At 70.5% G+C, this 20,151-nt stretch carries 16 protein-coding genes; 7 read left to right on the top strand and 9 right to left on the bottom strand.

Annotated elements, in window-relative coordinates:
* Positions 1–44: 44 nt before the first annotated feature.
* From BLU42_RS11855 to BLU42_RS11825, 7 genes are all read right to left on the bottom strand, one after another.
* Positions 45–821, bottom strand: a complete 777-nt coding sequence (locus BLU42_RS11855) for an ABC transporter ATP-binding protein (protein ID WP_091074631.1) — start codon at positions 819–821, stop codon at positions 45–47.
* Entirely contained in the window at positions 818–1,885 is a 1,068-nt protein-coding gene (locus BLU42_RS11850) for an ABC transporter ATP-binding protein (RefSeq protein WP_231918112.1), read from the bottom strand. Before BLU42_RS11850 ends, BLU42_RS11855 begins: the two co-directional genes overlap by 4 nt.
* Positions 1,882–3,252, bottom strand: coding sequence for a branched-chain amino acid ABC transporter permease (locus BLU42_RS11845; protein WP_091074629.1), 1,371 nt, complete (start codon positions 3,250–3,252; stop codon positions 1,882–1,884). The genes BLU42_RS11850 and BLU42_RS11845 overlap by 4 nt, the downstream gene beginning before the upstream one ends.
* Positions 3,253–3,255: 3 nt before the next feature.
* Positions 3,256–4,308 (bottom strand): branched-chain amino acid ABC transporter permease, encoded by a 1,053-nt coding sequence (locus BLU42_RS11840; RefSeq protein WP_197680425.1) that lies wholly within the window; start codon positions 4,306–4,308, stop codon positions 3,256–3,258.
* Positions 4,309–4,484: 176 nt separating this feature from the next.
* The gene (locus tag BLU42_RS11835; RefSeq protein ID WP_091074627.1) at positions 4,485–5,753 is read right to left on the bottom strand and encodes a branched-chain amino acid ABC transporter substrate-binding protein; all 1,269 of its coding nucleotides are present in this window, start codon (positions 5,751–5,753) and stop codon (positions 4,485–4,487) included.
* Positions 5,754–6,134: 381 nt separating this feature from the next.
* Positions 6,135–6,623, bottom strand: coding sequence for an SRPBCC family protein (locus BLU42_RS11830; protein ID WP_091074625.1), 489 nt, complete (start codon positions 6,621–6,623; stop codon positions 6,135–6,137).
* Positions 6,623–7,108 (bottom strand): PaaI family thioesterase, encoded by a 486-nt coding sequence (locus BLU42_RS11825; RefSeq protein WP_231918111.1) that lies wholly within the window; start codon positions 7,106–7,108, stop codon positions 6,623–6,625. The genes BLU42_RS11830 and BLU42_RS11825 overlap by 1 nt, the downstream gene beginning before the upstream one ends.
* 148 nt (positions 7,109–7,256) lie before the next feature.
* Between BLU42_RS11825 and polA the strand changes: the two genes are divergently transcribed.
* The 7 genes from polA to BLU42_RS11790 all read left to right on the top strand — a co-directional run bounded on the left by polA (position 7,257) and on the right by BLU42_RS11790 (position 18,323).
* Positions 7,257–9,947 carry a DNA polymerase I gene (gene polA, locus BLU42_RS11820; RefSeq protein WP_231918593.1) on the top strand — a complete coding sequence of 897 codons (2,691 nt, stop codon included), beginning with the start codon at positions 7,257–7,259 and terminating at the stop codon, positions 9,945–9,947.
* A gap of 379 nt (positions 9,948–10,326) precedes the next feature.
* Positions 10,327–11,820 carry a 30S ribosomal protein S1 gene (gene rpsA / locus BLU42_RS11815; protein ID WP_091074622.1) on the top strand — a complete coding sequence of 498 codons (1,494 nt, stop codon included), beginning with the start codon at positions 10,327–10,329 and terminating at the stop codon, positions 11,818–11,820.
* Positions 11,821–11,929: 109 nt separating this feature from the next.
* Entirely contained in the window at positions 11,930–12,544 is a 615-nt protein-coding gene (coaE, locus tag BLU42_RS11810; RefSeq protein WP_091074620.1) for a dephospho-CoA kinase, read from the top strand.
* A 93-nt stretch (positions 12,545–12,637) separates the two neighbouring features.
* The gene (locus tag BLU42_RS11805; RefSeq protein ID WP_091074618.1) at positions 12,638–13,912 is read left to right on the top strand and encodes a zinc-ribbon domain-containing protein; all 1,275 of its coding nucleotides are present in this window, start codon (positions 12,638–12,640) and stop codon (positions 13,910–13,912) included.
* Complete coding sequence (locus BLU42_RS21125) at positions 13,909–14,892, top strand: hypothetical protein (RefSeq protein ID WP_197680424.1); 984 nt, start codon at positions 13,909–13,911, stop codon at positions 14,890–14,892. Before BLU42_RS11805 ends, BLU42_RS21125 begins: the two co-directional genes overlap by 4 nt.
* 106 nt (positions 14,893–14,998) lie before the next feature.
* Positions 14,999–17,107, top strand: coding sequence for an excinuclease ABC subunit UvrB (gene uvrB, locus BLU42_RS11795; protein ID WP_091074616.1), 2,109 nt, complete (start codon positions 14,999–15,001; stop codon positions 17,105–17,107).
* A gap of 217 nt (positions 17,108–17,324) precedes the next feature.
* Positions 17,325–18,323: a TerC family protein gene (locus BLU42_RS11790; protein ID WP_091074614.1), complete on the top strand. Its 999-nt coding sequence runs from the start codon at positions 17,325–17,327 to the stop codon at positions 18,321–18,323.
* 404 nt (positions 18,324–18,727) lie between these two features.
* Here BLU42_RS11790 and BLU42_RS11785 read toward each other — a convergent pair whose 3' ends face one another.
* A complete protein-coding gene (locus BLU42_RS11785; RefSeq protein ID WP_157719952.1) occupies positions 18,728–19,204 on the bottom strand; it encodes a MarR family winged helix-turn-helix transcriptional regulator in 477 nt (158 codons plus the stop codon).
* 234 nt (positions 19,205–19,438) lie between these two features.
* A complete protein-coding gene (locus tag BLU42_RS11780) occupies positions 19,439–19,897 on the bottom strand; it encodes a MarR family winged helix-turn-helix transcriptional regulator (RefSeq protein WP_091074610.1) in 459 nt (152 codons plus the stop codon).
* Between the last annotated feature and the right edge of the window lie 254 nt (positions 19,898–20,151).

Below are 20,151 nucleotides of genomic sequence, written 5' to 3'. Positions count from 1 at the left end.
AGACGCCGCGATCAGCCGGCGTGCGCGAGACCGGACACGAAGGGCTAGTGCCCGCCGAGGTACGCCGCCGTGACCGACGGGTCGTCGAGGAGCGTGGCGGCCTCGCCCTGGGTGTTCAGCCGGCCCGACTCGAGCACGTACGCGTAGTCGGCGATCTCCAGCGCCGCCAGCGCGTTCTGCTCGACGAGCAGGACGGTGACGCCCTGCGAACGGATCTTCTCGATGGTCTCGAAGATCACGTCGACGAGCACCGGGGCGAGGCCCATGGAGGGCTCGTCCAGGAGCAGCAGGCGCGGGTTGCCCAGCAGGGCGCGGGCGACGGCGAGCATCTGCTGCTCGCCGCCGGACATGGTCCCGGCCTTCTGGTTGATCCGCTCGCGCAGGCGCGGGAAGAGCTCGAGGACGTTCTCGCGGTCCTCGGCGATCTTGGTCGTGTCCTTGCGGGTGAAGGCGCCGAGGTCGAGGTTCTCCGACACGGTCATCCGCTGGAAGATCTTGCGGCCCTCGGGGGACTGCGAGATCCCGAGCTTGACCACCTCGTGGCCGGGGATGCCGTTGATCTTGTCGCCCTCGAAGACGACGTCGCCGCTCTTGGGCCGCAGCAGGCCCGAGATGGTGCGCAGCGTGGTGGACTTGCCGGCGCCGTTGGAGCCGATCAGGGTGACGATCTCGCCCTTGTGCACGGTCATCGAGAGGTTCTGGACCGCGGCGATGTTGCCGTAGCTGACCGAGAGGTCCTTGAGCTCGAGGATGACCTCCTTGCCCGCCTCCCGGGAGCGGGCCCCCTGGGCCGCGACCGAGTCCTGCGTGGGCGCGCTCATGCCTGCTCCCCGTCCGTGGTGGTGGTCGTGCCGGTCTCGGTGCCCAGGGCCGCCGCGGCGCCCGGCTTGGGGAGGCGCTTGCCCTCCCGGGTGCCGGTCTTGCCGAGGTACGCCTCGATCACCTGCTGGTTGTTGCGGATGTCGTCGGGGGTGCCCTCGGCGATCATCGCGCCCCGGTCGAGCACCGTGATGCGCTCGCTGATCTTCATGATCACGCTCATGTCGTGCTCGATCAGCAGCACCGAGATGCCCTTCTCGTCACGGACCCGGTAGACGAAGTCGTTGAAGTTCGCCGACTCCTGCGGGTTCATGCCGGCGGTCGGCTCGTCGAGCAGCAGGACCTTGGGCTTGAGCGCCATGGCCCGGGCGATCTCCAGGCGGCGCTGGTCACCGTAGGAGAGGTTGCGGGCGAGCTCGCCGACGGTCTTGCCGATCCCGACGTAGTCGAGGAGCTCGCGGGCGGTCTCCCGCGCCTCGCGCTCCTCGCGGCGCTGCCCGGGCGTCCGGATGATCGTCGACATGACGCCCGCCTTGAGGTGGGAGTGCATGGCGACCATGACGTTCTCCTCGGCCGTCATGAGTCCGAAGAGCCGGATGTTCTGGAAGGTGCGGGCCAGGCCCATCGCCGCGCGCTTGTGCGGCTTGACCGCGGTGATGTCGCGCCCGTCCAGGTAGACCGCGCCCTCGGTCGCCTCGTAGAGGCCGGTGAGCACGTTGAAGAACGTCGTCTTCCCCGCACCGTTCGGCCCGATGAGGCTGACCACCGACCTCGGCGGGATCGCGAACGACACGTTGTCGACCGCGGTCAGGCCGCCGAAGCGGATGGTGATGCGATCGGCGTAGAGGACGTTCGCCTCGACCGGGTCGACCCCGGGCGCTCCGGCGGCCAGGCCGCTGGGACGCTGCAGGCTGCCGTCGATCCCGCTCTGGGCCGAGTCCGGCCGGCCGTAGCCGGCCGCGCCGCTCGGGTCGTCGGGGCTGTTGGGCGTGCCGCCGAGCTGCGTCACGTCCGCCAGGGTCTCCGGGGCCGTCTTCTCCGCGCTCCCGCGGCTCGACTCGCTCACGACTCGTCCTCCCGCCGGGCGGTGCTGCTGGTGCCGGCCGCGGTCGCGGACCCGGCCATGGCCGCCGCCGAGGCGGCGATCCTGGCGTCGTCGTCGGCGTCGCTGTGCTCGACCGCCTCCGTCTCGGCCTCGGCCTCGAGGGAGTCGGCGCCGAGCGACTCGGCCTCGGTCCTCGAGGGCATCTGCATGAGGGCCTTCGTCCGGCTCTCGGGGATCAGGCCCTCGCGACGGAACAGCATCATCAGCACGAGCAGCAGCCCGAGGATGACGTAGTTATAACGCGGGAGGCTCGCGGCGAGGTCGGTGCCGGCGAAGGAGTCGATCTGCACGCCGATCTGCTTGAGCCCGTTGCTGTTGAGCCAGGAGAGCAGGAAGGCACCGATCGTCACGCCCCAGACGTTGCCCATGCCGCCGAGGACGACCATGAGCAGCACCAGCACCGACTTGCCGAAGTCGAAGCCTGACGGCGAGACGGCCGTGGTGATCGCCGAGGCGTTCGCCACGCCGCCGATGCCGCCGAAGAAGGCGCCGACCGCGTACGCGAGCAGCTTCACCCGGACCAGCGGGACGCCCATCATGGAGGCCGCCAGCTCGTCCTCGCGCAGCGCGAGCCAGGCCCGGCCGAGCCGGCCCTCGCGGATGCGCAGCGAGACGAAGATGCAGATGCCGACCAGCAGGCCGAGCACGAGGATCTTCCACACGTTGCCGGCCGCCGAGTTGGTCAGCAGCGGCGGGGCGATGCCCGCCGCGCCCAGGGGACCGGTGCCGATCGGGTCGATGGGGGAGATGCCCGGGTCGCCGTTGGCGAGGTTGAAACCGGCGATGTCGCCGGAGTTGCGGAAGAACTGGGTGATGACCTCGCCGAAGCCCAGGGTCACCAGCGCCAGGTAGTCACCGCGCAGCCGCAGGGTGGGGGCGCCGATGATCAGGCCGAGGATCGAGCAGAGGATGCCGGCCGCGATCGCCACCAACCAGAAGTTGATGTGCGTGCCCGGGGTGGTGGCCTTCACCGGGGAGAGCAGGTGGAAGTCCCACGTCCAGTTGAACGGGTAGGCCATCAGCCAGCCGGCGGTGTAGCCGCCGAGCGCCCAGAAGGCCACGTAGCCGAGGTCGAGCAGACCCGCGTAGCCGACGACGACGTTCAGGCCGAGGGCCATGATCGCCCACATCAGGCACTCGTTGATCGTGGCGACCGGGAGCCAGGCCAGCACCGGTGCCGAGACCGGCTTCACCAGGCTGGGCAGGATCTGGAAGTAGAGGAAGAACAGGAAGAGGATGACGACGACGTAGCCGATCGGCCAGCCGTACCTCCCGAGCGAGCGCCGAGCCCCCGAGGAGCCCTGCGCCGCGTGCGTCGCAGCAGCCATGGCCTACACCTTCTCCGTGGTGGGACGCCCGAAGATGCCCTCGGGCTTGAAGACCATCAGGATGATCAGGATGATGAAGACGACGCTCTGCGACCAGTTCGAGCCGAGCCCGTAGGCGCCTCCCTCGTTGATGGCCTGGATGATGCCGATCGCCAGCCCGCCGACGACCGCGCCGCTCAGGTTGCCGATGCCGCCGAGCACCGCGGAGGTGAAGGCGATGAGGCCGAGCTGCGTGCCCGTGTCGTAGTAGGTCTGCGTCTGGCACAGGAAGTACAGGACGCCGGCCGCACCGGCCAGGGCGCCGCCGAGGCCGAAGACGAACGAGATCGTGCCGTTGACGTTGATGCCCATCAGGCGGGCGCCGTCCTGGTCCTGCGCGACCGCGCGCATGGCCTTGCCCATCTTGGTGCGCGACACGATGTAGGTCATGAGGAGCAGCAGCGGCACGGTGACCGCGAGGACCATCACCAGCTTGTAGATGTAGACGCCCTCGACGACCGGGCCGCCCCACACGATCGGCCAGTTCTTCTGGGCCGAGCCGTTGACGTACTCCTGCTGGGCGATGCCGCGGAAGATGAAGGACAGGCCGACGGCGGTCATCAGCGGCGCCAGCTTGGGCGCGGAGCGCAGCCGGCGGTAGGCGAGGAACTCGGCCGACATGTTGATGAAGCCGCCGGCGGCCATGCAGACCACGAGGGCCAGGAGCAGGGCGAGGATGCTGATCGCGGTCAGCTGCGTCACGCCGAGCAGGCCGACCATGAGGCCCGCCGCGATGATCGTGGTGAGCATGAAGAGGTCGCCGTGGGCGAAGTTGATGAGCTCCACGATGCCGTACACCATCGTGTAGCCGAGGGCGACGAGGGCGTAGAGCAGACCGTTCTGGAGCCCGACGAGGAGCGAGCCGAGGAAGCGGTCGGGGTCGGCGACGATGTTCGCGACGAACCAGACGAGGACCAGGGCGAGGACGGCGTAACCCAGGACACGCTCGACCAGTGGTCCGAGCCGGACCTTGGCCTTTCTCTGGGTACCCCCGACGACGAGCGACGCTGTGGCCACGGGTCAACCTTTCGGAAGGGCGGCGCAGCGGCGCCGGTGCTGAGCCGGGTCGGGTGACCCGGAGGTGGTGCGAGGTGCGGTGGTGCCGCCGGCGGGGCCGGGGGACCCGGACCGGTGCGGGGCCGGACGAAGGACCGCCGAGCCCGGCACGAGGCCGGACCCGGCGGTCCCTGCGGTCAGGAGATGGACTGCGACTTGAAGAACGTCTCCTTGTTGTCCTTGACGACCTCGATCGTGAGGTCCTTCGCGGAGGTGTCGCCCGTCGCCGGGTCGATCTTGATCTCCTTGCCCAGCACCGACTGGTCGGCGGGGATGGTGATCCCCGAGCCGCCGAGCACCTGCTCGGTCACGCTCTGGCGGGTGCCGTCGGACTTGGCGATCGCGTCCAGGATCACCTGGACCGCGGCGACGCCGTACAGCGGGTACGAGCCGTCCGGAGCCTTGTTGTACTTGGCCTGGTAGGCCTCGAGGAGCTTGGCGCCCTCGCCACCGGCCTTGACGAGCTGGTCCTGGGTCAGACCGGCGAAGGTCAGGTACATGCCCTTCGACTGGTCGAGGGCCAGCAGGTCCGGGTAGCCGGTGAAGCCGTCCGGCGCCAGCAGCTTGACCGCGCCGTCGTTCGGGCCGAGGACCGAGACCTTGTCCTTGACGAGCTGGCCGCCGTTGTTGTCGTAGATGCCGCCGAGGTAGACGATGTCGGCGCCGGAGGCCTTGATCGACTGGAACAGGGCGGTGTAGTTGGGCTGCTTGGCGTCCCAGCTGCCCTTGCCGACGATCTCGATGCCGTTCTTCTGCGCGTTCTCCTCGAAGGCGCGCGCGACACCCAGGCCGTAGGTCTGGTTGTCGTTGAGGACGTAGGCCTTCTTGACCTTGAGGTCGTTGGCCGCGAACGCCGCCGCGCCCACACCCTGGTAGTCGTCGGTGGTGATCACGCGGGCGAAGTTGCGCGTGCCGCTCGGGTAGTACTTGCCGGGCTCGCCCGGGTCCCACTCCTTGGTGAGGCCCGGGTTGGTGTTGGCGTGGCTGACCATCAGCAGGTTGTCGTTGTTGAGGGTCGGCAGCTCGATCTTGGCGCAGCCGGAGTTGTACGTGCCCATGACCGCCACCTCGTTGGTGTTGGCCACGTGGTCGGTCGCGTTCTTGGCGCAGGCCGCGTCGTCCCATGCGCCCTTGGCGGCGGTGGAGTCGTCGTAGGTCTGCAGCTTGATGTTGTAGTTGCCCGCCTTGCCCCCGACCTGGTCGAGGTAGAGCTGGATCAGGTTGTTGGTCGACTCCGAGGTCGACGCGCTGGCGCCCTGCAGCGGCAGGTCGGTGGAGATGATCAGGTCGGTCGGGGTGTCCCCGCCGCCTCCGGTGCCGTTGTCGGTGCCGTTGGCGCACGCCGTCAGGGACAGGGCGGCGATCGCGCCCAGCGCCACGACGCGCGTCAGAGATCGTGCTGGCAAGGGATTTCCTCCTCGTGCATCTCGGTCGGCACACCGTGCGCCGGCCGGGCAGTGCTCGTCCTACGGCCACCCGTCCGGAGGTGGAGCCGGCTCCGTCCCGAGGAGCCGACCAGGGGAACCCGGACGTGTCGCGGCAGTGACCTCGGCCCGCCGGGGGTCCCGGCGGACGTCGTCCGCTGCCGCAGCCTTACCGAGGGTTATATCCGACTTGTTACCGAAAATGACCCCGCTGTTACCGTTTGTTATGACGTCGTCACAGGCGAGAATTCATTCGTCGGCTGTCGAACGATAGTTCCTGCGTGAGGTCGCGGCAGCGGCGCAACATCTTTGCGCCTCGGGCCCGGTCTGTCCAGGGGTCCTCGGAGAGCGCTGAGAGCGGTCTCAGGAAGCCGCGGAGAGCACGTCGGGGTCGGCGCAGGCCCGCCGGAAGGCCTCGATGCGGGCGGAGATCTCCCTCCCGAGCAGCCGCTGGCCGATCGGCTCGGCGACCGGGCGCAGCAGCCGCGGGCGCACCGCGTACGTGTACTTCCAGGTGGCGAGCGTGCCCTCCACGCCCTCGCGGGCCTCGGCGTCGAAGCGCCAGCCGCCCCCGAAGGAGGCGAAGAACCACGGGCCCTCCTCCATCGTCATGCCGACCGAGGTGGGTGGGCGGTAGGAGACGTAGCGGGTGACCATGCGGAAGCCGCCGACCGGCCCGACCCTGGACCGGGTCACGGTGCGCACGTCCTTGCCCGGCCGCTCGGCGTCGAGCAGGTGCTGCGCGCGGATGAAGGGGTCCCAGCGCAGCCGGACCTCGCCGGTGGTCTGGCTGACGGCGAAGGCGAGCGCCGGCGGGACCCCGACCCAGGCCCGGGCGACGACCTGGGGCACTACTCGGCTCCGTCCGCGCCGGCGGGCGCGGGCTCGCCCGGCACCACCTGGCAGGTGACCCGGGCCGTGCCGACGCGGCGGCCCTCGTCGTCGGTGAGCACCACCTCGTACGAGGTCACGCGCCGGCCCAGGCGCAGGGCGGTGGCGGTCCCGGTCACCCGGCCGGCCCGCACGGAGCGGTGGTGGGTGGCGTTCAGGTCGACGCCGACGGCCGCGGAGCCGGGGGCCAGCGTCCGGGCGTGGGCGAACGACCCGATCGAGGCGAGCGTCTCGGCCAGCACGCACGAGGCTCCGCCGTGCCACAGCCCGAAGGGCTGGGTGTTGCCCTCGACGGGCATCGAGCCGACCACCCGGTCGGGCGTCAGCTCGGTCACCTCCAGGCCCATCTTGGCGTCGAGCGCGCTGGCGGTCGTGGCCCACCACGCGGGCAGCGGTGCGGGGCCCGTGGGGGAGCTCGGGGAGGGGGTCGGGCTCGGCTCGGTCACGCCCGGCACCCTGCCACGGACGGGCTCTTCGCGGCGCGCGACTTGTCGGTGGGCGCGGATAGAGTCGGCGCGTGCCGACCGCGACGAGGACGAAGCCGGGAGCTGCGGGGTCGAAGCGGGGGCCGCCAAGGAGCCCGCGCGGCCCAAGCTGCTCCTGCTCGACGGCCACTCGCTGGCGTACCGGGCCTTCTTCGCCCTGCCGGTCGAGAACTTCTCGACCGCCACCGGCCAGCACACCAACGGCGTCTTCGGCTTCACCTCGATGCTGATCAACGTCCTGCGCGACGAGGCGCCGACCCACGTGGGCGTCGCCTTCGACGTCAGCCGCCAGACGTTCCGCAGCGAGATGTACAGCGACTACAAGGCCAACCGCTCCGAGAGCCCCAGCGAGTTCCGCGGTCAGGTCGACCTGGTCAAGGAGGTCCTGACCGCCCTCAACATCGCCTTCGTCGACAAGCCCGGCTTCGAGGCCGACGACGTCATCGGCACCCTCACCACCCGGGCGCGCGACGCCGGCTGGGAGGTGCTGGTCTGCACCGGCGACCGCGACGCCTTCCAGCTGGTCAGCGAGGACGTCACCGTCCTCTACCCCCGCAAGGGGGTCTCCGACCTCGCCCGGATGACGCCGGAGGTGGTCCAGGAGCGCTACCTGATGACGCCGGAGCGCTACCCCGACCTCGCCGCGCTGGTCGGCGAGACGAGCGACAACCTGCCCGGGGTCCCCGGCGTCGGGCCCAAGACCGCCGCCAAGTGGCTCGACCAGTACGGCGACCTCGAGACCCTCGTCCAGCACGCCGGCGAGCTCAAGGGCAAGGCCGCGCAGGCCTTCCAGGAGCGCACCGAGGACGTGCTGCTCAACCGGCGGATCAACGCGCTCGTGCGCGACCTCGAGCTGCCCCTGGGCATCGACGACCTCGAGCGGCGGCCGTGGAACCGCGAGGCGGTCCACACGCTGTTCGACGGGCTCGAGTTCCGGGTGCTGCGCGACCGCCTGCTGGAGGCCCTGCCGAACTCCGACGAGATGGTCGCCGAGGGCGGCTTCGACGTGGTGGGGGAGCAGCTCGTCGCTGGCCAGCTCGCCGGGTGGCTGGCCGAGCACACCGGCGACGGGCGCACCGGGCTGGACGTGATCGGGCACTGGGGCTCGGGCTCCGGCGACGTGCGGGCGCTCTCGCTCGCCGCGGCCGACGGCGCCGCGGCGTACGTCGACGTGACCGAGCTGCTGGCGCAGGACGAGCAGGTGCTGGCGACCTGGCTGGCCGACGAGGCCCGGCCCAAGGCCATGCACGACGCCAAGGGCCCGCTGCTCGCGCTCTGGGCCCGCGGGTGGGAGCTCGCCGGCCTGACGTCGGACACCCAGCTCGCCGCCTACCTGGTGCGGCCCGACCAGCGCACCTTCGACCTGGCCGACCTCACCGTGCGCTACCTCAAGCGCGAGCTTCGGGTCGAGGGGCCCGAGGGCGAGCAGGACGTCACCGACGCCGGCCAGGACGCCCTCGACTTCGGCGACGACGACTCCGGCGCCAAGGTCGCCGCCGACGCGTCGATGGTCCGGGCGCGGGCCGTCATCGACCTCGCCGACGCCCTCGACGTCCAGATCGAGGAGCGGGGCGGCACGAGCCTGCTCTACGGCGTCGAGCTGCCGCTGCTGCGCACCCTCGCTCGGATGGAGCGGACCGGCGTCGCGGTCGACGTCGACCACCTGCGGGCGCTGGAGTCGGAGTTCGACGCCACCGTCTCGCGCGCCGCGGCGGAGGCGTACGAGGTCCTGGGCAAGCAGATCAACCTCGGCTCGCCCAAGCAGCTGCAGGTGGTGCTCTTCGACGAGCTCGGCATGCCCAAGACGCGGCGCACCAAGTCGGGCTACACCACCGACGCCGAGGCCCTGCAGAGCCTCTACGCCAAGACCGAGCACCCCTTCCTGCAGCACCTGCTGGTCCACCGCGACGCCATCCGGCTGCGCCAGACCGTCGAGGGGCTGCTCAAGTCGATCGCGGACGACGGGCGGATCCACACCACCTACGTCCAGACGATCGCCGCGACCGGCCGGCTCTCGAGCACCGACCCCAACCTGCAGAACATCCCGATCCGCACCGAGGAGGGCCGGCGGATCCGCCAGGCCTTCGTCGTCGGCCCGGGCTACGAGTCGCTGATGTCGGCCGACTACAGCCAGATCGAGATGCGGATCATGGCCCACGCCAGCGACGACCAGGCGCTGATCGAGGCCTTCCGCTCGGGCATGGACTTCCACACCGTCACCGCCTCGCGCGTCTTCGGGGTCGAGCCCGACGCGGTCACCGGCGGCGAGCGGGCCAAGATCAAGGCGATGAACTACGGGCTGGCGTACGGCCTGTCCGCCTTCGGGCTGAGCCAGCAGCTGCACATCGAGACGTCCGAGGCCAAGGCGCTCATGGACGAGTACTTCGAGGGCTTCGGCGGCGTGCGGACCTACCTGCACGGGCTGGTGGCCGACGCGCGGCGCACCGAGTACACCGAGACGATCCTCGGCCGGCGCCGCTACCTGCCCGACCTGATGAGCGACAACCGGCAGCGCCGCGAGATGGCCGAGCGGATGGCGCTGAACGCGCCGATCCAGGGCTCCGCCGCCGACATCATCAAGGTGGCGATGCTCGACGTCGAGCAGGCGCTCGACGACGCCCGGATGAGCAGCCGGATGCTGCTCCAGGTCCACGACGAGCTCGTGTTCGAGGTCGGCACGGGGGAGCGCGAGGCGCTCGAGGAGCTCGTCCGAGCCAAGATGGGCCAGGCGGTGGAGATGAGCGTGCCGCTGGACGTCTCGGTGGGCGTCGGGCGGAGCTGGCACGACGCCGCGCACTGAACTGTCTGGTCGCTCTGACGGCGATCGCCTCACCGTGGGCACCTGACGCCGTCCGCGTGAAGCGCGGCCCGACGCCGTGGCTCGGTTGGGCGTGCTTCACGCACACGACGCCAGGTGCCCACGGGCGATCGCCGTCACAGCTCCGGAGGGTGGGCGGATGACGGGCGGGTCGGGGAATTGACCCCGTTTCCTGTGCGCGGGTAACGTTGCGAGTCGCTGTGGCCTGCGTTACCTCCAAGGGAGCAGGGCACGCTCGTACGGAATCAGATGGTGGTCGTCCGGCGTTGTCGAATAAGCGCCGCGTGAGCTTCGTCAGGCAGTACGGACCGGGCCTCAGCGGACAACTCCACCACCATCCACCATCCGGAGCACCTACTACATGACGTCCTCTCTCGAGGCTCCTCCCCAGGTTGCGATCAACGACTTCGAGTCCGACGAGGCCTTCCTCGCCGCCATCGACGCGACCATCAAGTACTTCAACGACGGCGACATCGTCAGCGGCACCGTCGTCAAGGTCGACCGGGACGAGGTCCTGCTCGACATCGGTTACAAGACCGAAGGGGTCATCCCCTCCAAAGAGCTCTCCATCAAGCACGACGTGGACCCGTTCGACGTGGTCTCCGTCGGCGACGAGGTCGAGGCCCTCGTCCAGCAGAAGGAGGACAAGGAGGGTCGTCTGATCCTGTCCAAGAAGCGTGCTCAGTACGAGCGCGCCTGGGGCACGATCGAGAAGATCAAGGAAGAGGACGGTGTCGTCACCGGTTCGGTGATCGAGGTCGTCAAGGGTGGTCTGATCATCGACATCGGCCTGCGCGGCTTCCTGCCCGCCTCGCTCGTCGAGATGCGCCGCGTCCGCGACCTCCAGCCGTACGTCGGCATGGAGCTCGAGGCCAAGATCATCGAGCTCGACAAGAACCGCAACAACGTGGTCCTGTCCCGGCGCGCGTGGCTCGAGCAGACGCAGTCCGAGGTCCGCCAGAACTTCCTCACGCAGCTGCAGAAGGGCCAGATCCGCAAGGGTGTCGTGTCCTCCATCGTCAACTTCGGTGCCTTCGTGGACCTGGGTGGCGTGGACGGCCTCGTGCACGTCTCGGAGCTCTCCTGGAAGCACATCGACCACCCGTCCGAGGTCGTCGAGGTCGGCCAGGAGGTCACGGTCGAGGTCCTGGACGTCGACATGGACCGCGAGCGCGTCTCGCTGTCGCTGAAGGCGACCAAGGAAGACCCGTGGCAGGCGTTCGCCCGCACCCACCAGATCGGGCAGATCGTGCCGGGCAAGGTCACCAAGCTGGTGCCCTTCGGTGCGTTCGTCCGCGTCGAGGAGGGCATCGAGGGCCTGGTGCACGTCTCCGAGCTCGCCGAGCGTCACGTCGAGATCCCCGAGCAGGTCGTGCAGGTCAACGACTCGGTGCTCGTCAAGATCATCGACATCGACCTCGAGCGTCGCCGCATCTCGCTGTCGCTCAAGCAGGCCAACGAGGGCGTCGACATCAACTCCGAGGAGTTCGACCCGACGCTCTACGGCATGACGGCGAGCTACGACGAGCAGGGCAACTACCTGTACCCGGAGGGCTTCGACCCGGAGACGGGCGAGTGGCTCGAGGGCTACGACGAGCAGCGCGCGGCCTGGGAGGCCCAGTACGCCGAGGCTCACGCCCGCTGGGAGGCGCACAAGAAGCAGGTCGTCGAGGCCGAGGAGGGTGCCAACGCCGCGGCGGCGCCGTCCACGTACTCCTCGTCGTCCAGCGCGCCGAGCAGCAGCACGTCGACCGGGGGCGGCAGCTCGTCCCCCGCGTCGGCCGCTCCGGAGGGTTCGCTGGCCTCGGACGAGGCCCTGCAGGCCCTGCGGGAGAAGCTCACCGGCAACGCTTGATCGACCGGCAGCACCAGCAGCACCCAGCACCACCGAGAAGGCCCCGCTCCGCACGACGGAGCGGGGCCTTCCCGCGTCCCGGGACCGGTCGGCGCACTACGCTCCGAGTGTGACGGCGACGGGCGTACGGCGGGTCGGGCTGACCGGGGGCATCGCCTCGGGCAAGACCACGGTGGCCGACCTCCTGGCCGCTCGGGGCGCGGTGCTCGTCGACTCCGACGTGCTCGCCCGCGAGGTCGTCGAGCCGGGCACGCCCGGGCTCGCGGCGGTCGTGGAGCGGTTCGGGACGTCGGTGCTGGCCCCGGACGGCCGGCTCGACCGGCCGGCGCTCGGCCGGCTCGTCTTCGGCGGCGAGGGGTCGGCTGCCGCGCGGCGCGACCTCGAGGGGATCGTGCACCCCGCCGTCCGCGCGCGGGCCGCCGAGCTCGAGGCCGCCGCCGGCCCCGGCCGGGTCGTCGTGCACGTCATCCCGCTCCTCGTGGAGACCGGGCAGGCGGGCTCGTTCGACCTCGTCGTCGTGGTCGACGTGGACCCGGCGGTGCAGCGGGCCCGTCTGCTCGCCCGCGACGGGCTGGACGACGCGGCGGTCGACGCCCGCATCGCCGCGCAGGCCTCGCGCGAGGAGCGGCTGGCGGCCGCGGACGTGGTGCTCGACAACAGCGGGAGCCGGGCGGACCTCGTCCGACACGTCGACGACCTGTGGCGCCGAATCAGCCCTGAGTGACTCCGCGGGCTGCCATACTCCGTGCCCAACCGGGTCGGCTGCGGCCCGTGCCACCCCGACGACCCTGGTCCAGGGTCAGGCCGAGGAGGACCCATGGAGTGCCCGCGCTGCCACGCGCAGATCCCCGAGACCGCCCACTTCTGCGCCCAGTGCGGTGACGACCGCCGCGGCCGCGACGCCGGCCGGCGCCGCTCGTTCGCGGCCCGCCCGGACGAGCCCGTGGCGTCGTTCGCGCTCGTCTCCTCGATCATGCCGCGCGGGTCGGGCCAGCGGCCGCAGACCTACCGCGTCGCGCTGACCATCGCGCTCGTGGTGGCGCTGGTGGCCGCCATCTTCGGGGCGATGCCGATCGCGGTGCTCGTCGCCGCCTTCGCCGTCCCGATCGTCTACATCGTCTACATGTACGACGTGAACCTCTGGGAGGACGAGCCGATCCCGGTCACCGGGCTCGCCTTCGCGCTCACCGGGGTCCTGGCGATCCTCTGGACCGTCCTCTGGACGTGGCTGCGGGGACCGGTCTCCTTCTCCGCGCCGAGCCTCGAGGGCTCCGGCAGCGGTGCGCCCGACCTCGGCACCTTCCTGGTCGTCGCCCTGCTCGCGCCGGTGGTCGGCGAGGCCATCCGCCAGGTGGGCCCGGTCCTCCTGGCCAGCCGGCCCCAGTTCGACGACCTCATGGACGGGCTCACCTTCGGCGTCATCAGCGGCGTCGCCTACTCCACCTTCGACACCCTCGTGCGCCACTGGGCGCTGCTCACCGGCGGGCTGCAGGACGCGGACCCCGGCCTGTGGGTCTCGCTGGTCTTCCTCGAGGGCTTCGTCAAGCCGCTGCTGATCGGCACGGCGAGCGGGCTGGCGTGCGCCGAGTTCTCCGGCCTCGGGCGCGGCTACGACGGCTTCACCCCGCGCTACGTCCGTGCGGTCGTGCTCGCCGTGGCAGCCAACGTCGCCTACCAGGCCGGGGTGTACCTCTTCTCCTTCCTCGGCGACGCGACGCTCGGCGTCCTGCTGAGCATCGTGTGGGGCCTGCTGCTCCTCGGCATCCTGATCCTGCGGCTGCGGGTCGTGCTGCACACCGGGCTCATGGAGGCCGCGCTGGAGCACGCCGCGCGCACGGCGGGGGTGGGGCCGGACGGCGAGCTGGAGTTCTGCTCCCAGTGCGAGATGCCGCTCCAGCCGGGCGCCGCCTTCTGCGCCGCCTGCGGCACGGCCGTGGCCGCCACCGCCAACGGGGTCCGGCCCCGCGTGCCCGCGACCGCGGGCGCCGCACCGGGTGAGGAGACGGTCACCGTGCACCGGGGCTCCGGCGCGGCCGCCGTGCCGTCGGCCGAGCAGGGACGAAGCGAGCACGACGGGGAGGAGCAGGCATGAGCGAGTCCCAGGGACGTCCCGGGCAGGGCCAGCCCTCCGGGCAGGGTCACGGGCCGCAGGGCGGGTTCGGCCAGCAGCCGGGCTACGGCCAGCAGGGCGGCTACCCGGACCAGGGCCAGGGCGGCTACGGGCCCCAGGGCGGCTACGCGCCCCAGGGTCAGCAGGCGTACGGCTACCCGCAGCAGGGTCAGGGCTACGGTCCGCAGGGCGGCTACCCGCAGCAGGGCCAGGGCGGGTACGGGCCGCAGGGCTACGGACCCGGAGGACCGGGCGGGGGAGCGCCGAAGAAGAAGAGCCCGCTGGTCCTGATCGGCATCGTCGTCGCCGCCGTGGTCGCCCTGGTGGCGATCGGCGGCATCGTCATCGGGCTCAGCTCGGGCGACGAGGACGTCCCGGCCACGACCATCACCCCCGGCCCGCAGACCCCGCCGCCCGACGAGCCGTCCACCGAGCCCAGCGCCTCGCCCTCGAGCGAGCCGAGCAGCTCCTCCACGCCGGGCAGCGGCGGCGGGAGCCAGGGCGGCAAGAGCCTGGACCTCGGCCACGGCGTCACGCTGGTCGCGGCCGACGGGTGGGAGGTGCGCAAGCAGACCACCTCCCTGGCCCAGCTGACCGACGACAAGAACGTCTACATCGGCCAGACCGCCGAGCTGGACGCCGGGAGCAACCCCGGACAGGTCTGCACCGCCTGGCACAAGCAGCTGGCCGAGGGCGAGGGCGGCGGGAAGTTCTCCACGCCCAAGAGCGCGGACGTCGGTACCGACAAGCTCGAGGTCGCCACGTGCAACGCCCAGGTCACCGTCAGCGGCGGCCAGGGCACGAGCAACCTGCTGCTCGTCAGCATCGTGTCGGTGCGGGAGTCCGACGGCGTCACGGTCGTCGGGACGGTCGCCTTCACCTCGTCGGCCGACCAGGCGAGCCTGCAGGACGACTTCTCCTCGATGTCGACCAGCATGCTCGAGTCGCAGGCGGCCGGCTGACGGTTCCTCCTCGCGCCGGGCCGGGCGCTTCTTCCGGACGACAGCAGGGGCGGAGCCCGGGCGCGAGGAGGACGAAACTGTCGGAGGGCCTGCGTAGGCTCGACCCATGCGTCCGATCACCGACCTGCAGCGCACGGTCGCCCCGTTCACGATGGAGGCCGACTTCGAGCCCGGCGGCGACCAGCCGACGGCCATCGCCGACCTCGAGCGCCGCGTCCGGGCGGGCGAGCAGGACGTCGTGCTGCTCGGCGCCACCGGCACGGGCAAGACGGCGACCATCGGCTGGCTGACCGAGAAGGTGCAGCGCCCGGTGCTGGTCATGCAGCCCAACAAGACGCTGGCCGCGCAGTTCGCCAACGAGCTGCGGCAGTTCTTCCCGAACAACGCCGTCGAGTACTTCGTCTCCTACTACGACTACTACCAGCCCGAGGCGTACGTCCCCCAGACCGACACCTACATCGAGAAGGACTCCTCGCTCAACGAGGAGGTCGAGCGGCTGCGGCACTCGGCGACCAACTCGCTGCTGACCCGGCGCGACGTGATCGTGGTGGCGACCGTGTCGGCGATCTACGGCCTGGGCACCCCGCAGGAGTACGTCGACCGCATGGTCCGGCTCCGCGTCGGCGACGAGGTCGACCGCGACGCCCTGCTGCGCCGGCTGGTCGGCATCCAGTACGCCCGCAACGACCTCGCGGGGACGCGCGGGACCTTCCGCGTGCGCGGGGACACCCTCGAGGTCTTCCCGATGTACGAGGAGCTGGCCGTCCGCGTCGAGTTCTTCGGCGACGAGATCGAGAAGCTCTCGACGATGCACCCGGTGACCGGCGAGGTGGTCACCGAGGACACCGAGGTCTACGTCTTCCCGGCCAGCCACTACATCGCCGGCCCGGAACGCATGGAGCGCGCGATCCGCGACATCGAGGCCGAGCTCGGCGAGCGCCTGGCGCAGCTCGAGTCGCAGCACAAGCTGCTCGAGGCCCAGCGGCTGCGGATGCGCACCAGCTACGACATCGAGATGATGCGTCAGATCGGCACCTGCTCGGGCATCGAGAACTACTCGCGCCACATGGACGGCCGCGGCCCGGGCACCGCGCCCAACACGCTGCTGGACTACTTCCCCGAGGACTTCCTGCTCGTCGTCGACGAGTCGCACGTGACGGTCCCGCAGATCGGCGGCATGTACGAGGGCGACATGTCCCGCAAGCGGACGCTGGTCGACCACGGCTTCCGGCTGCCGAGCGCCATGGACAACCGGCCGCTGCGCTTCGAGGAGTTCGTCGAGCGGATCGGGCAGACGGTCTACCTCTCGGCGACCCCGGGCGACTACGAGCTCGTCCGCTCGGACGGCTACGTCGAGCAGCTGATCCGCCCGACCGGGCTGGTCGACCCGCAGGTCGTGGTCAAGCCGACCTCGGGCCAGATCGACGACCTGATCGGGGAGATCCGGCTGCGTGCGGAGCGGGGCGAGCGGGTGCTCGTCACCACCCTGACCAAGAAGATGGCCGAGGACCTCACCGACTACCTGCTGGAGAACAAGGTGCGCACGCGCTACCTGCACTCCGAGGTGGACACCCTGCAGCGCATCGCCCTGCTGCGGGAGCTGCGGATGGGGGAGTACGACGTCCTGGTCGGCATCAACCTGCTGCGCGAGGGCCTCGACCTGCCCGAGGTGTCGCTGGTGGCGATCCTCGACGCCGACAAGGAGGGCTTCCTCCGCAGCTCCAAGAGCCTCATCCAGACCATCGGCCGCGCGGCGCGCAACGTGTCGGGCGAGGTGCACATGTACGCCGACTCGATCACCGACTCGATGGCCGCCGCGATCGACGAGACCAACCGTCGCCGCGAGGTGCAGGTCGCGTACAACCTCGAGCACGGCATCGACCCCAAGCCGCTGCAGAAGAAGATCGCCGACATCACCGAGATGCTGGCGCGCGAGGACGCCGACACCGACTCCCTCCTGTCGAGCGGCACCGGTGCGGGCGGGCGGCAGCGGGGCAAGGGCAAGTCGCCGGTGCCCAGCCTGGGGCGCGAGGCCGACCAGATCCGCAAGACCGCGGGCATGCCCGCGGGCGACCTCGCCGACCTGGTGCAGCAGCTGACCGAGCAGATGCACACCGCGGCGGCCGAGCTCCAGTTCGAGGTCGCCGCGCGGATCCGCGACGAGGTGTCCGAGCTCAAGAAGGAGCTGCGCCAGATGGTGGAGGCCAACCGCTAGCCGGGACGCCGCCCGGTCCGGGCCGCACTTTTGGCGGCCACCGGCCTGACTGCCATACTTGCCCGCTGGAGGGGAGTATTCCCCCGCGACGGCATCGTCAGCACGGCTCACCGGACCTCGGGTCCCCTAGGCCCGGTGCCGCCGGTCAGCGAGCCTGGCGGAAGAGACCTCCGAGACGTATCTGCACGCTCTCATACCCGTCTCGGAGGCTCCTGAGTTGGACGTTCACGGTTACGCCTGGGCCGCGACCATCGCGATCATGGTCGCGATCCTCGGCTTCGACATCTTCGTCATCGGCCGCCGGCCGCACGAGCCCTCGATGCGGGAGGCCGGCATCGCGATCGGCGTCTTCGTCGCGCTGGCCGTGGTCTTCGGGCTCGGGGTGTGGGGTGTCGCCGGCCCCCGCTACGCGGGCGAGTTCTTCGCCGGGTGGTTGACCGAGTACAGCCTCTCGATCGACAACCTCTTCATCTTCCTCATCATCATGGCCAAGCTGAAGGTGCCTAGAGAGCTCCAGCAGTTCGCGCTGCTCGTGGGCATCGTCCTGGCCCTGGTCTTCCGCGGCATCTTCATCGCCGTGGGCGCGGCCGCCATCGACCGCTTCAGCTGGGTCTTCTTCATCTTCGGCGCGTTCCTGCTCTACACCGCGGTGCGGCTGGTCCTCGACTACCGCAGCCACGACGACGAGGAGGAGGCGCCCGACAACCCGCTGCTGCGCCTCGTCCGCCGTCGCCTGCCGTCGACCGAGGACTTCGAGGGCCCGCACCTGACGGTCCGCCGGGACGGCCGGCGTCTCATCACGCCGATGTTCATCGTCATCGTCGCGCTCGGCAGCACCGACCTGCTCTTCGCCCTGGACTCGATCCCCGCCATCTACGGGCTGACGCAGGAGCCGTACCTCGTCTTCACCGCCAACGTGTTCGCGCTGATGGGCCTGCGGCAGCTGTACTTCCTCCTCGGCGGACTGCTGCGCAAGCTCGTCTACCTGTCGCTGGGGCTCTCCGTGATCCTCGCCTTCATCGGCGTCAAGCTCGTCTTCCACGCGCTGCACGAGTACCACCTGGACGAGCGGCTCGGCATCCCGTTCAGCCTCGAGATCCCGATCTGGCTCTCGCTCCTGGTCATCATCGGCACGCTCCTCATCACGGCCGTGGCCAGCCTGGTCAAGTCGCGCTGGGACGAGGACCACGCGGAGCCGACCAGCTCCGCAGCCTGACCGCTCGCAGGGCGGCCCCGTCACCGTGCTTCGTCAGGGTTCGGGGAAGCATCCGGGGCGCGAGGGCTCCGGGCCGTGCCCGAGCGGGCCCGTGGCGCTCGCTCGTCAGGGACGCGCGGGCACGAGGGGCTGACGGGGCTCCACCTCGGGCCACGACCGCGGATTCCGCGGTGCCCGCCGAGCGGCAGGAGCGCGTGCGGTTCCGGACGCACAGGAAGCCCGCACTCACCTGCTCGGGGGTTCAGGTGGGTACGGGCTTCCCGGTTCGGCGGACGAGGATGATGCTCGGGGGTTCATCACCCCCGTCCGCCATGAATTACTTTAGGGCACGGACTGAGCGCCATCCTCAGATACCGATGTCCTCAACCGGCAATGGCCGGAACATGACATACAGGCCGAGGTGGCTAGGCGGGAAGGGCGTGGGTGAGGCCCGCCCAATGGCGTTCCTCGCCGGTGGCGGTGCGCCCCTGGAGGGTCTCGGCGATGAAGCCGAGGGAGGCGGACACGCGCTCGAGCTCGCCCTCGTCGACCTGGGCCATGGTCTCGGCGAGCCACCGCTGGCTCTCGGCGACGATCATGAGCCCGCGCTCCGTCAGGTGGACGATCGTGCGACGCCGGTCGCGCGGGTGCCGGACGCGCTCGGCCACCCCCTGCCGCTCGAGGCGGTCGACGAGGGCGGTGGAGGCGCTGCTGGTGAGCCCGAGATCGCGGGCGAGCACGGTCTGCCCGCTGTCGCCGTGCACCGCGAGGTAGGACAGCGCCTGGCTCTCGGTCGCCCCGAGCCCGGCGGCGCTTGCGAACGCCTGCCGGTAGTGCTCGCCGGCCAGGATCATCTGGCGCAGGTTGCGGACGGCTTCCGCCATCACCGAGGGGGACGACAAAGATGGCTCCTGGGGCAGGTGGGGCACCGTGCGGTGCCGGTCGGGTGCGGCTGAGACCCGTCAGCCGGATCGCCGTCCTGGAAGGGAAGCGTCCTCGACAAGCCTGCTGCGGTAGTTCCTCCGACGTACTACCCGCGTGCGGGGAGAACGGTAGCACGATCGCTCGATGATCGGAGTGACCGGCCGTCGAGCCGTCGAACGATCGAGCAGTCCTTGACCGCGCCGGTCCGCTTCTCAGACGGGAAGTGCGTGGGTGAGGCCGCGCCACCCCGAGGCCTGACGCCCCGCGGTGCGTGTCTTCAGGTCGTCGGCCAGGAAGGCGAGGATCGCGGAGACGTGCTCCAGCTCGTCGGGCTCCACCTGCTCGAGCGTGGAGGCCAGCCATGCGTAGCTCTCCTCGACGACCGCACGGCCGCGGTCCGTGAGTCGGACGATCAGTCGGCGCCGGTCGTGCGGGTGCCGTACGCGCTCGGCGACGCCCTGGCGCTCCAGGCGGTCCACCAGCGAGGTCGAGGCGCTGCTGGTCAGCCCGAGGTCGCGAGCGAGGAGCGACTGCCCGCTCTCGCCGTGGACGGCGAGGTAGGACAGCGCCTGCGTCTCCGTGGTGCCCAGGCCGATGGCCTCGGACACCGCCTGGCGGTAGTACTCCCCGGCCAGGATCAGGCTGCGCAGGTTGCGGACGGCCGTGCCCATGACGTCGTCCTGGGTGATGTCGGGGCTCCTCGTCAGCGGGGGTGTCCGATGCGCTCGCATCGTAGGGCCAGATCGTAGAACGGGGCCTGAGAGCTTTCCCCCAACGGAAGCTCGCAGGACCCTCGTCCACGTCTCGAAGCCTGGTAGTTCCTCCGACGTACTACCCGCTTGCTGAGAAGACTTTAGCACCGTGTCATGCAATGAGCGAGTAACACGATGAACAAAGCGTCAACTGTTGGCCGGTCAAGCACCTC

Origin of the sequence: Microlunatus sagamiharensis, assembly GCF_900105785.1 — a bacterium.
Classification (GTDB): Bacteria; Actinomycetota; Actinomycetes; order Propionibacteriales; family Propionibacteriaceae; genus Microlunatus; species Microlunatus sagamiharensis.
The sequence above is the reverse complement of the archived record's forward strand: the minus strand, read 5'-3'. Positions and strand labels throughout refer to the sequence as shown.

Coding starts and splice junctions, on each gene's coding strand:
- BLU42_RS21125 (WP_197680424.1), top strand. CDS start 13,909: ATGAGCGAGTCCCAGGGACGTCCCGGGCAGGGCCAGCCCTCCGGGCAG.
- BLU42_RS11805 (WP_091074618.1), top strand. CDS start 12,638: ATGGAGTGCCCGCGCTGCCACGCGCAGATCCCCGAGACCGCCCACTTC.
- BLU42_RS11855 (WP_091074631.1), bottom strand. CDS start 821: ATGAGCGCGCCCACGCAGGACTCGGTCGCGGCCCAGGGGGCCCGCTCC.
- BLU42_RS11845 (WP_091074629.1), bottom strand. CDS start 3,252: ATGGCTGCTGCGACGCACGCGGCGCAGGGCTCCTCGGGGGCTCGGCGC.
- uvrB (WP_091074616.1), top strand. CDS start 14,999: ATGCGTCCGATCACCGACCTGCAGCGCACGGTCGCCCCGTTCACGATG.
- rpsA (WP_091074622.1), top strand. CDS start 10,327: ATGACGTCCTCTCTCGAGGCTCCTCCCCAGGTTGCGATCAACGACTTC.
- BLU42_RS11780 (WP_091074610.1), bottom strand. CDS start 19,897: ATGGGCACGGCCGTCCGCAACCTGCGCAGCCTGATCCTGGCCGGGGAG.